The sequence below is a fragment of the Flavobacterium hydrophilum genome, assembly GCF_003202405.1.
Lineage (GTDB): Bacteria > Bacteroidota > Bacteroidia > Flavobacteriales > Flavobacteriaceae > Flavobacterium > Flavobacterium hydrophilum.
The window spans coordinates 446,231-459,117 of sequence record NZ_QJHL01000001.1 but is presented as its reverse complement, the minus strand read 5'-3'; the positions used below and the strand labels follow the sequence as shown (position 1 = coordinate 459,117).

The following is a 12,887-nucleotide window of genomic DNA, read 5'->3' as shown; positions in this document are numbered from 1 at the left end:
CCCTCTTTTTTTTAAATTCCTACCCATGAAAAAGAACTTTTTTTTAGGGAGTCTTCTGCTATTGTTTTCAATAATGGCACAAGCTCAGATATATAATCCAATCAAATGGAAAACCAGCGTTGTAAAAATTTCAGATACAGAATATGAACTGCAGGCGAAAGCAATTATTGAAGCAGGCTGGCATTTATACAGTCAGGAAGTGGCAGACGGAGGTCCAATTCCTACTCATTTTAATTTTATAAAAAGTTCCGATTTTCAATTAATTGGCAGTGTAAAAGAAGAGAAAGGAAAAACGATTAACGATCCTGTCTTTAAAATGCAGATTAAGTTTTTTGAGAAAGAAACTACCTTTAGACAACGTATAAAAGTACTATCCTCAAAGCCATTCAAAATTAAGTCTGAAGCTGAATTTATGGTTTGCAATGACGAAAATTGTCTGCCTCCGGGATCTGATGAACTGGAATTCTATGTAAGTCGTTCAGCAGCTATAAAATCTTCTGTGGAAAATATTTCAAATACAGAACAAAAAACAGAAGAGAACGATACGGTGGTTTCTGATTTAAAGAAAAAATCAACAGAATTAGTTCAAACCAAAAGTATTAAAATCCCAAAACAGGAAGTGAAGAAGACAGAACCTTCGACAGCTTCAAAAAGTGTCTGGACGATTTTTATATTATCGTTTTTCTCCGGATTTGCGGCTTTATTGACGCCTTGTGTTTTTCCGATGATCCCCATGACTGTAAGTTTTTTTACCAAACAAAGTAAAACGAGATCACAGGGAATTAAAAAAGCTGTTTTTTACGGCATTTCAATAATTGCTATTTATGTTTTTTTAGGTGCTGTAGTGACCTGGATTTTTGGCGCTGATTCACTTAATGCATTGTCAACCAATGTTTGGTTTAACCTTATCTTTTTTGTACTGTTAATGGTTTTTGCATGCTCATTTTTAGGAGCATTTGAAATTATGCTTCCAAATTCGTGGGCAAATAAAGTAGACAGTCAGGCTGATAAAGGCGGTTTTGTTGGAATATTATTTATGGCTTTGGCTCTGGCCATTGTATCCTTTTCCTGTACCGGTCCAATTGTGGGGACTTTGCTGGTAGAAGCAGCTTCACGAGGAGGAATTGCTCCTTTTGTGGGTATGTTTGGTTTTTCTCTGGCTTTGGCTTTGCCATTTACTTTATTTGCTGCTTTTCCAGGCTGGCTGAATTCTTTGCCAAAATCCGGTGGCTGGCTCAATACGGTAAAAGTATTTTTGGGCTTTCTGGAAATGGCGCTGGCTTTCAAATTTTTGTCCAATGCCGATTTGGTTTTGCAGTTACATTGGTTCGAAAGAGAACTTTTCTTAACAATCTGGATTGCTGTTTTTGGAATTCTGTCTCTTTATTTATTCGGAAAAATTACCCTCCCTCACGATTCACCGTTACATCATATTTCTGTTGGAAGATTGAGTCTTGGAATTGTGGTTTTGAGTTTTACAATTTACCTTATTCCCGGACTTTGGGGCGCACCCTTAAAATTAATCAGTGGCTTCCCTCCTCCTATGCACTACAGCGAATCTCCAAACGGAATTGGCGGCTCTCAAAATACGGAGACCTCAAATAGAGAAAACCTTCCTGAAGGTGCCGAATATGGTCCGCACAATATCATCACTTTTCATGATTACGAGAAAGGAATATCCTTTGCAAAAAAAACAGGAAAACCCGTTATGCTAGATTTTACAGGACATGCCTGCGTAAATTGCCGAAAAATGGAAGACAATGTCTGGTCTGATAATGAGGTACAAAATATATTGAAAAATGACCTGGTTTTGATTTCATTATATGTCGATGACAAAAGAGAATTACCTCAAAATGAACAAATTGTATCTGAATTAACAGGCAAAAAAATTAAATACATCGGTCAGAAATGGAGCGGGTTTCAAACCATTACTTATAAAACCAACGCACAGCCTTTTTATGTATTGGCTGATTCAGATGGCAAATTATTAAACAAAACTTCTGCCTATAATCCGGATGTAAAAGAGTATTTAGATTGGCTCAGAGTTGGGGTTTCTAATTATAAAAGGTAACAAAAAAAGGCTGTTCGAAAATTACTTTTCAGACAGCCTTTTAGCTTTATAATGACTATTGAATCAGATTTTAGACAGTGGCAAACAGCTGAACCATCTAATTCAGTTAGTGAGACATTATCCTTTTTTACTCCACGGACCATGGTTTTTGTATGCTGGCCCCGTTAATTTTAGTCTTTCAGGATTACCTATTTTTACTTCAACCAGTTCTTTTTCTGGAGTCTCTTTCATCGGTTGAGCATTTTTAAATGCCGGACCTTGCAGTGATTCTTTATTGTTCTCTGAATATATTTTGGTTGGCACTGTTTCGTGCTCCCAAACTTTATAATTTTTAAAAGCAGGACCTTTCAAATCGCTTTGTTTCACTTTAGTAGGTTCTTCCTGTGCAGATGCACTAAAAGACATTAATAAAACTCCTAAAACCAATAGTATATTTTTCATGACTGTTACTTTTTACTGTTTTTTCAAAGTTACAATCAGTAACAGGCTTTTAGGATTATGTGAATCTACCCAATCTGTATCCGTATTTATACGGATAGCTGTTATTTTTAATGCACTATATTAAATTCATTTTTGCTGCTTTTTTAATGAGTTCGGCGGTATTTTTTACTTCTAATTTTTTCAAAATATTGGCACGATGGGTTTCTATGGTACGTGAACTTACAAATAGTTTAGCAGCAATTTCTTTCGTTGTTAAACCCTTAGAAATCAAACCTAAAACTTCTGTCTCCTTATTCGACAAAACATCTTCACTGATGCTTTGCGTTGACATAAAGTTGATCATTTTTTCAGAAATTTCAGCACTAAAATATTTTTTCCCATTAGCAACGCTTCTTATGGCAAGAATCAATTCCGCTTCATCTGTATTTTTTAACAGGTATCCGTAAGCCCCCATTTTAGCGCATTTAGCGATATAATTGCCATCATTGTGCATCGAAATCACAATAGGTTTTATATCAGAAGTGGCGTTTTTTAATTCTTTTAAAACCTGAAAACCATCCATATTGGGCATCGTAATGTCCAGCAATACGATATCAGCTTCAAACTGGCTGTTTATCAATTCCATAAACTCTAAACCATCCCCAACCGTTTTAACTATTTTTATATCGTCATGTTTTCTAAGGAGCTCAGCCAATCCATTTCGAAAAAGCTCATGATCATCTGCTATTATTAATTTGATTTCGCTCATAATTCTATGGGTAATTCGATTTCAAAGGTTGTGTTTCCGGGAGCTGCATTGATGGTAATAGTACCATTGCAAATTTCTACACGTTCTTTGATGTTAATAATTCCTAAACCTAATTTAACAGTGGTTATATCAAACCCAATTCCATCATCAAAATAAAAAAGAGAAATAAATTCATCGAATTCTGAAAGGGTAATCCGGATATTTGTTGCATCAGCATGTTTTAATGAATTATTAATCAGCTCCTGGGTTATCCTAAAAAGATTAATCGCCTGATGGTTGGTAATATTAGAATTTTCCTGTTGGGTTAAATCTTCGTATTCAATAGTTACAGTTGTCGATTTTTTCAGGCTTTCAATAAAGTTGGTTAAAGTAACTCCAATTCCAAAATCATCTATTGAAGCAGGCATTAAGGCATTTGACATCAACCTGATTTCAGAAATGGTATCATCTACTATTTTCTTCATTTCTGCTTTCTTCAATTCATTTTTAACCCTGTTTTCAATGTAGTGCTTCAAAGAGGTTAAATACGGACCTACACCATCATGGAGCTCTCTCGAAAGTCGGCGCCTTTCATCTTCCAAACCGTTTACGAGCATCCGTTTTGATTGTATTCGAGTATTTTCTTCATTATTTCTAAACTCTATCAACTTATCTCTCATCGCTAAAAGACTTTTTCCCAGCAGGTCATTAGAACTTTTAGGTTTAAAGTCGGAATGTAAATTCATTTTCCCAATATCATCAGAGAATTTTACGGCACCCTGCAAAGAAGCTTTCAAATTTGCCAGGGCATCAAACATTTCCTTTATTTCGGTAGAATTTTTTATAAATTCATTGGTTTGGTTATAGTCTCCTTGTGCCATAATCCGGAGACTTTTTTGCATATTCTTGATTGGGTTGGTGATAAATCTTGTCAGAAAAAGAGAAAGCATAACAGCCAATAAAAAAATAGCAAGCGTTAAACCTAAAAGTCTTTGCTTCAACTCTTTTAAAGGGAGCGTAACCTCATCAACATCTATTTCAGACAGAATAACCATTTTTAAGTTTCCAACCACTATGAGACTGTAAACACTATATACCTCAATACCTCTGTAATCCTCAAAAACACCTCTGCCGTTTATCCCTTTAAAAGCATTGGTTACCCCTTTTGTTTTAACAGTAATGGTGTAAGGAATTTTATTAGGATAAAAACGGGATTGGGAACGCATTCGGAAATCGGCACCCACAAGATAGGATTCGCCACTGTCTCCCATTCCGGTACGTTCAAGAAGTATTTGTTTAATTTTATTGTAATCTAAAACTTTAATCATTCTACCTCTTTTCGAATTGGAGATAAAACCTATTGTTGTTTTTTTAGCCACATGATACGCAGTAAAATCGTAAATACCATTTCTGTTTTTAATACTGTCCGGAAGTTTTAATAACGTAGTATCAATGTTTTGGCTGTACAATTCGGAAGCTTCAAATCGCTCCCACTCCGATTTTAATAAATGCTCAATCTGGTTTTGCTTGAGTGTTTTAATAGAATTTAACTGCAGTAAAATACGATCGTTCAAAACGTTTGAAAACTGCTGGTAGGATGAAAAAGACAGCAAAGCAATTACCAATGCGATTAAACTATTAATTATAATCAGTATTAATGTTTTGATGTTCATTAAAATCTATTTTAAAGATAAAGTCAGTTTAGTATGACTGATTCAAGTCCTAAATATAACTTTTTCCAATTTTTTTACTTTATGTAAATATACTTGGTTTGGGGTTTTAAAAGAAACTTTGAAGCAATAGGTTTGCTAAATTCTTTAAATGTTTGTTTGGATTTTAATGAAATTAGATGGTTGGCTTAAGGGATTCCTGTTAAAAGTCAGGAGACTTTTGAGACTTTTATAGATTGGAAGATGATTTTAAAATTACGCAAAGTCTGAAAAAGACTTTGCGTAGCGAGGTAAGGCTGGTTTTAATTTTCTCCAATCCATTTTCCTTTACACCAACTTTTAACTTTTCCATAAATATCCATTTCAAAAAGATAATTTATGACTTCGTCTTTGTAGCTTTCGACAATAGTAACAAAGTTTTGGTTTTGGTTTTGGTTTTGGTTTTTATTCTTTTTCAGATTTGCTATGACAAAAGTTCTTGGATAATCACCTTTTTTAAATTTATTAATCAGTTTAAATCTATTGTCATTGCTTAAAATAATATTTTTAACTTCAAGGTTGTCTGTACCTCCAACCATTGTATCTTGCCATTTAAGCATAAATTTTTCTGTACAATCTGATTTCCAATAATTATAATCCTGAACTTTAACTACTAAGTTAATTTTTGATGAAGTCTTATTGATTATAGAATCTTTATAAAACTCGAAGGCTTTTTGTTCAAAATCAACATTTTCTTGTCCGTAAAGTGATAAACAACAAATAAGAATTGATATAGAAAGTTTCGTTTTCATTTTTTTAAGTTTTAAATGTTACTTACCACTAATTTTAGCTCGCTAACCGCCGATACGGAAACCGGAGATTGTACCCTTTGCCGAGCCAAGGACTTTTGACAATTTTACGGATTGTAACACGATTTTAAAATTACGCAAAGTCTGAAAAAAGACTTTGCGTAGCGTGGGTTTGGGACTAAATTAAGCCCTATTTTCGGATTTGCCAAATCATCCCAAATACAAAACCAACTTTCCATTAAGCCTATTGCTCAAATCCGTTTTAGTAGCTGTTGTGCGTTCGTTTTTTTATTTATTCAGTTTTTTCAAGCTTTCATTTATCCATTCATTATACCATTCTGCAAAATTATATCTCGAGTTAGTTTCTGTCGAAAATGGATATATCCCTTCGTCATTTACTCTGGAATCAAGCCAGATATTTCCTTTTTCTAATCCTGAAATAACCAAAAAACAATAAATTCCGCATCCATAATGACAAATTCTGATACTGCCATAAATATGTTTTTCGCTAAAATATTCTAATTCCCAATTTGCAAATTCTTCACTTTCAATATAATCTTCATCATTTTCATTTCCGGCAAATGTTAAATTGTACTTTTCTGTATATGGAAAATTTTCATTTAGAAAATTCCTGTTTTCAATATCAAGTTCAAAATTCCAATCTTCTAACTTGAAAACTCCATATGCCGGACCAACTCCTCCATTTCCTATGTTTTTTATAAAATCTCTGTATTCTAATGGTAGCTCAATTTGATTTGTTTTTTCAAAGTCTAATATTTTTTCCTCTGATAAACAATAATTTAGTTCGTATTTATGCTTTTGGGAACCAAATATTTGAAATGGATTTTTCTTAAAAAAACCATTTCCATCAATTTTTTTAAGCTTAGAAATTTGTTCTTTTTCTATTACCATTTAAGTTTGATTTTATTTAAGTTTCATTCGGGCTAAAATGACGCACAACGTCAGTCTGTGAAAAAACCTCTTCAAATTTAGAAAGTATTCGGAGAGCTACCGGAGAAAAATCTCAAATATGAGATTCTCAAGACGTTGATTTTAGTTTTTTCACAGCCTGACGTTCTCGCGCTACAAGCAGTTTGGGATTAAATTAAGCCCATTCTTCGGATTTGCCAAATCATCCCAAATACAAAACCATCTTTCCATTAAGCTTATTGCCCAAATCCGTTGTAGTAGCTGTTGGTGGCTGGTTCTATTCTCTGCTTTACGAATTCAACAATTTTCAAAAAATCATCTTTCCCAACTTCATTTTCTGACAATGTGTAATAATTTCCATTTTTTTTGAATCCAAAGAAAAGAGTATTTTCAACGACTTCAAAATGTTTAAGAGTGTCCCAATTAATTTTATAATCTCCGCCGTAGAATTTAAATCTAAAAAAATCATTTTCAAATTTCCATAAACTTATTGGATTTGTTTCCCAAACTTTTATAGCTTCAATCATCAAATTTTGAGTTGTGTTTTTTGCCTTTTTGTAACGTTGCAAACGATATGCAAAAACAGCAAGAGATATGATTCCAATAATCAAAAATAATTTTCCAATATCTCCATCTCCATAAAGAATAGCAATTCCAAGACAAACAAAGACAATCGCAATTATTGCTAATTTTTTTGTTTCAGCTTGAGAATGTAACCAAGATTGTTTAAAGGTCAATTCGATTTGTTGTTTGTAGATACTTTCGTCAAAAGGTATTTCAAATTTCATATGTTGGATTCTTGATTCTGCGGTGAACTTGCCACCAACTCGTATATATGTGCGACAATATCCGACTTATCCACCTTAAATCGGGTGGCTATGTCTGACAAACATCAGTATTAGTAAGTTTCAAATATATTTATTTTTTCTTACAATAATCAAAAGGGTTGTTTATTTGTTGGATGTTAAATACTACACTGTCGTCCTTATAAAAACCTCTGCCCTAGCCCAGATGAAAGCGGCATCTCCCGCTTTAGAAAAACAAGGCTTTTTTGCCGTAGTTTTTGTTAGCGGGAATATAGCGGACAGCCGGAACAAGCTCCTCATTAAAAAACAAAAGCCTGTCTCTTTCGAAACAGGCGTTTTGTCAAAAAACAAACTAACACACTAACTTATTTATATCCTTCATTTTGGTCTAAATCTTTTGCATCAATAACCGTTTGCGGAATCGGGAAAAATCTTCTGTAAGGTTCTGTAACCGGTTTTGCAGTTCCGGCCAAATCAAACTTTCCGAAACGCATGCTTTGTGGTCTTCTCTGTAGTTCCCAATACAATTCGAAACCTAATTCTTTATATAATTGCGCTGCATCTAAAGTAGTAAGCGCTTTTCCGGGAGCATTTGCAAATAAGGATTCCCTGTTTCTGCTGGTACGCAATTTATTTAAATCGCTCATTGCTAAACCATCACTTCCTTTTCTGAAATAAGCCTCGGCTCTCATGGCATACATTCCTCCTAAACGGAAGAGCGAAATATCCACATTGCTATTACCGTTTCCTCCTTCGGGATCAAATTCATATTTAAATATACGGGCTCCCTGATTGATTTCGTTTTGGGCAAAAACAGATTCCAGCGGTTTTGTAAAGGTTAAGGATGGTGTAAAATCCATTCTTGTAGTGGCACTTTTTTCCATGTACAGAGGAGAAACTTTAATACGGTTCCCTACCATTTCAAGAGATGCTGATGTCAATAATTTAGGACCATACTGGGGACCAGCCTGAATTCCTCTGTTGAAGTGAAACCAAGGTGTCGCCGGACTGCTGTTTGGCACCATGTCTGTTGCAGGAACACTTACGTCTGTACCGTCATTCATAAACCATGTACCATCTGCATATTGATAATGCTGATGAAATCTTGGATCATCATGATTACCGTCCCAGCTTGCATAGAATTCTGGAGTTGTACAAGCGGCATTTGTTCCTCTGTTTAGGGCAGAAGCTCTCTGGTTACGCTCTACACACACATACGCAAAACTGTTTGAACCGTTACGGATCCCATCGATTTTTTGAGAGATGGCAAAAATAAGCTCTTTACCATTATTATTATCTCTTGCAAAGTTTTTGAAATAATCACTTTCTAAAGAAAATTTCCCTGAGTCAATCAACAATGAAGTGTAATAAATAACACGATCCATGTCGGTTCCTGTACCTGATACGGCCGCTTCATTGAAATTGAAGTTTGAAGTGGCATTATAACGGTCTTTAAAAACCGCACGGTTTAAATACATGGTACTTAAAAAAGCGTAAGCTGCCTGTTTTGTGAATCTTCCGTGGTGAGTTCGTTGTGTGCCAAAATCAGCCAAATCGGGTATCAAAGCTTCTACTTCTGTAATTAATTTATCAATTTGAGTATCTGCTTTAAAAACCTGTAAAGGGGCGTTTAAAATCTTCGGATCTTTGTATGGAGCCTGTCCGTACAAATCTAAAGTGTGGTAGGTATAAAATGCCAGAAGTGCTTTAGCTTCGGCTAAAAATATCGTTTTTTCAGGAATCGTACTTTCTTCAATAGCTTTAATTGCAGTCAGCGAACGTGTAATTCCGTTGGTCAGTAAATTCCAGTTATCCACAACGATAGCATTGTTGGAAGTCCAGGTAAATTCGTGCATGTCTCTCCATTTTCCACCATCTCCCCAGTCACTTCCGCGGGTTGGCAAAATAGCTTCGTCGGTAGTATATTCCTGTAGCGAAAAAACACCTCCGTGATCTGTAAATGTTCTGTCCCCTAATCTGTCATAAGCTGCAGCCAATGCACCGGCAGGATCCGATGCTTCGCCACCTAATACTTCATCCAGTACCACCTCATCCAGGTCTGTACAACTGGTAAAGAGAAAAATAAAAGAGAAAAGTGTTATAATTTTTAAACTGAATATCGTTTTTGTCTTCATGATCATTATAATTTTAAAGTTGCACCAAAACTGAAGGTTCTGGAAGTTGGGTAACTGGCGTAATCAATACCGATAGATTGGTTTCCTCCATTAGATTTTGGAGTATTTACTAAAGGATCGTATCCTGAATAATTTGTTATCGTAAGCAGGTTCTGACCTGTTACATAAAGTGTCAGTCCGTTTATCCAGCTTAGGTTTTTCAGGTTAAAATCATACCCTAAACGAGCCGTATTTAATCTGATGAAATCTGATTTTTCAAGGAAAAGCGATGATAAAACCGGTGAGTTGGCAGAGTTTGCACCCGACTCATAATATTGTGTAGCTACGTTTCTGTCTGAAGCAAGATTGTTGATATTTAAAGCATTCAACCCTGTATTGTTAAACAGATAACCTCCTGTCTGACCAATGATAGAGAATGAAAAACTGAAGTTTTTGTATTTCATATCACTGTTAAGTCCATAGTAAAAAGTTGGCAAAGCTCCTTCAAAAATCACCCTGTCGCTGTTATCAATTTTTCCGTCTCCGTTCTGATCTTCAAAAATATCATTTCCGTTAGCGTCAAAACCAATATGTTTTCTCATATAAAATGATCCGGCAGCGTAACCGTTTTTGTAGATATTAGCATTTACTCCAGATTGCCCCGGTCCGGAAACTGTTCCGGTTAAGATTTCTGAAACAGGCAAGTCTTCTATTTTATTTCGTAATGAAGCACCGTTTACATCCACATTCCATGTAAAATCTTTAGAATCTATTATTTTTGAACCCAACATGATCTCAATACCTTTGTTGATGATTTTACCATCTTTGATATTCGTCCAGATTGTTGTTGTAGGGCTTAATACCGGTGCTGGTACGTTTAAGATCGCGTCTGTTGTTGTTTTGGTAAAATAATCAACTGTCCCGTACAATTTATCATTCCACAAACTAAAATCTGCTCCTACGTTAAATTGTGTAACTACTTCCCATTTCAGATCAGGATTGGCTGTTCTTACTACAGAAATCCCGTTTACCAGATTCAGATCATCATACAAATAATATCCATCAGGACCGGCCAGAGAGTAACTTGCCTTAGTCAGTTTGTTTTCTACTTCCTGATTTCCGGTTTGTCCCCAGCTCGTTCTAAGTTTTAAATTATTGATAGCTGTAGCTTCTGCAAGAAAACTTTCTTTAGATATATTCCATCCCAAAGCAAATGAAGGAAAGTAACCGTATTTGTTATTTTCTCCAAAACGGGTCGAACCGTCTGCTCTCATCGAAGCTGTTAAAAGATATTTATCATTAAAGGTATAATTAAGTCTTCCAAAATAAGACTGCAATTCGTTTTCCTGAGCATAACCTGTCACTAACGGTTTTTCTCCTTCATAACCAGGATTGATTGATGGTTTTACACCAACTCCTTTATCCGTAATGTTTTCGATAGTAAAGTTGGTCCCTGCTCTTTCAAATTTCTGATAAGAGAAACCACCCAAAGCTTCAATTTTATGCTTGTCTAAATTTAAGTTGTACGTCAGGTAATGCTCGATCAGAGAGTTTTTAGAATCCAGATTGCTCTGAGCATATCTTCCTGTTGAATTTAAATCGGTGTTGTTTGGATAAATCGTAGTATTTCTTTCAGATGTAGAACGGTCAATACCTATGTTTAATTTATATTCTAATCCGTCAATAATTCTAAAAGAAGTTTCTAAATTTCCTAACACTCTCAATGTACGTGTTTCATCTTCGTAAATGCTTAACAAATAAGCCGGATTGTAATGCGCATTCTTATTAAAATTCGTGTAATTTCCATTGGCATCAAAAACAGGTCTTGTAGGATTTGCCATTAATGTATGTACAATCAATTGTCCGTTTGATCCACCGTCATCACTTGTTGGAACGCCATTATCTTTTGTCTCACTCGCCGTAAGGTTCAGTTTTAATTTTAAACGTTTATTGTCTAAAAAAGACTCTGCTGCGTTAATCCTTCCCGTAAGGCGTTTGAAATTACTGTTGCGGATAATCCCTTCCTGATCCATATGCGCTACAGAAGCATAATAATTTCCTGATGCTGTTTGTTTTGCAAAAGAAAGCGCATTGTTGGTCGTAATAGCCGTTCTGTAAATTACATCCTGCCAGTCTGTGTTTCCTCCATAATCAAAAGCTGGATCTTTTATAGCCTTTCTATATTCATCTGCACTTAAAACGTCCAGTTTATTAGCCACAGTTGCAACTCCTATATACGAATCAAAAGTCATAGTCCCCTCGCCTTTTGCTCCTTTTTTAGTCGTAACAAGGATAACTCCGTTAGAACCTCTGGCTCCGTAAATAGCAGCTGCAGAAGCATCTTTTAAAACGGTAATGGATTCGATGTCACTTGTATTCAAAAAGTTTAATGGATTTTTAGCAGAAGACGCTCCAAAACCAACATTAGTCCCTGTCGGACTTACATCATCATTTGACAAAGGCAGACCATCCACAACGAACAAAGGCGTACTACCGCTTCTGATAGATCCAACCCCTCTAATTGTCACGTTTACACCCGCTCCCGGCTCTCCGCTTGAATTAACTACACGTACGCCTGCTACTTTTCCCTGAATTAAATTGTCTACCGATACATTTACTCCCTGTTTAAAATTAGCAGCTTCCAATTGTGTTACGGCTCCGGTCACATCTTTTTTAGACTGTTTTCCATAACCGACAACTAAAACTTCACTCAGTTCTGAAGTATTTGGTTCTAACGGAATGGTCATAAAACTTTTTTGAACTGCAACAGTTTTCATTTTATAACCCAAATACGAAACCTCAAGATTACTGCCTTCCTGAACTGTAATCTCGAATTCTCCGTCAAAATTACTTATCGAAGTATTTTTTGTAGTTGCCTCTACAATGCTTACACCCGGCATTGGCACTCCGTTTTCGTCAACAATTTTTCCCTTTACTTTAATTTTTTCCTGTCCGGATGCCGCTTTTACAATTGTTTTCTTAATTAAAACCAGCTTTCCGTTAATGTTATAATTAAAATTGGCTTCTTTAGAAAGATCGCTTAAAATCACCGCTACAGACTCATTGCCATAATTTACTGAATAGGCTGTGTTATCAGCAATAATGGCTTGTCCATAACTAAATTTATAGCCGGTTTGCTGGCTCAATTTTGAAAAAATAGAAACTAATGTCGCTTTTTCTATTTTATTTTTTACATTTGATTTTTTAAGAACGGTGGCACTGTAACCGCCCAGAACAGACATTAGCGCCAAAGCTAAAAAGAAGGTTCTCTTTAGAAAATTTAAATTGATTCGTTTAAAATACATGATTTAAGTTATTGGTTTTCGATACTTAATTATTA

The 12,887-nt window shown here is 35.3% G+C and carries 9 protein-coding genes; 1 reads left to right on the top strand and 8 read right to left on the bottom strand.

Annotated features, from left to right (window positions below):
• The first annotated feature begins 25 nt into the window (after nucleotides 1-25).
• On the top strand, nucleotides 26-2,071 hold the full coding sequence (locus DMB68_RS02055; RefSeq protein WP_110345010.1) for a protein-disulfide reductase DsbD family protein: 2,046 nt from the start codon (nucleotides 26-28) through the stop codon (nucleotides 2,069-2,071).
• Nucleotides 2,072-2,188: 117 nt separating this feature from the next.
• Here DMB68_RS02055 and DMB68_RS02050 read toward each other — a convergent pair whose 3' ends face one another.
• From DMB68_RS02050 to DMB68_RS02010, 8 genes are all read right to left on the bottom strand, one after another.
• Entirely contained in the window at nucleotides 2,189-2,512 is a 324-nt protein-coding gene (locus tag DMB68_RS02050) for a hypothetical protein (RefSeq protein ID WP_110345009.1), read from the bottom strand.
• 115 nt (nucleotides 2,513-2,627) lie between these two features.
• Complete coding sequence (locus DMB68_RS02045; protein WP_110345008.1) at nucleotides 2,628-3,260, bottom strand: response regulator; 633 nt, start codon at nucleotides 3,258-3,260, stop codon at nucleotides 2,628-2,630.
• Complete coding sequence (locus tag DMB68_RS02040; protein ID WP_110345007.1) at nucleotides 3,257-4,912, bottom strand: sensor histidine kinase; 1,656 nt, start codon at nucleotides 4,910-4,912, stop codon at nucleotides 3,257-3,259. The genes DMB68_RS02045 and DMB68_RS02040 overlap by 4 nt, the downstream gene beginning before the upstream one ends.
• A 299-nt stretch (nucleotides 4,913-5,211) precedes the next feature.
• Nucleotides 5,212-5,700, bottom strand: a complete 489-nt coding sequence (locus DMB68_RS02035) for a hypothetical protein (protein ID WP_110345006.1) — start codon at nucleotides 5,698-5,700, stop codon at nucleotides 5,212-5,214.
• Between the two features lie 285 nt (nucleotides 5,701-5,985).
• Entirely contained in the window at nucleotides 5,986-6,609 is a 624-nt protein-coding gene (locus DMB68_RS02030; protein WP_110345005.1) for an SMI1/KNR4 family protein, read from the bottom strand.
• Nucleotides 6,610-6,863: 254 nt separating this feature from the next.
• Nucleotides 6,864-7,415, bottom strand: coding sequence for a hypothetical protein (locus DMB68_RS02025; RefSeq protein ID WP_110345004.1), 552 nt, complete (start codon nucleotides 7,413-7,415; stop codon nucleotides 6,864-6,866).
• Between the two features lie 383 nt (nucleotides 7,416-7,798).
• Complete coding sequence (locus DMB68_RS02015) at nucleotides 7,799-9,568, bottom strand: RagB/SusD family nutrient uptake outer membrane protein (RefSeq protein WP_110346316.1); 1,770 nt, start codon at nucleotides 9,566-9,568, stop codon at nucleotides 7,799-7,801.
• Nucleotides 9,569-9,573: 5 nt separating this feature from the next.
• Complete coding sequence (locus DMB68_RS02010; protein ID WP_110345002.1) at nucleotides 9,574-12,852, bottom strand: SusC/RagA family TonB-linked outer membrane protein; 3,279 nt, start codon at nucleotides 12,850-12,852, stop codon at nucleotides 9,574-9,576.
• Nucleotides 12,853-12,887 lie beyond the last annotated feature (35 nt).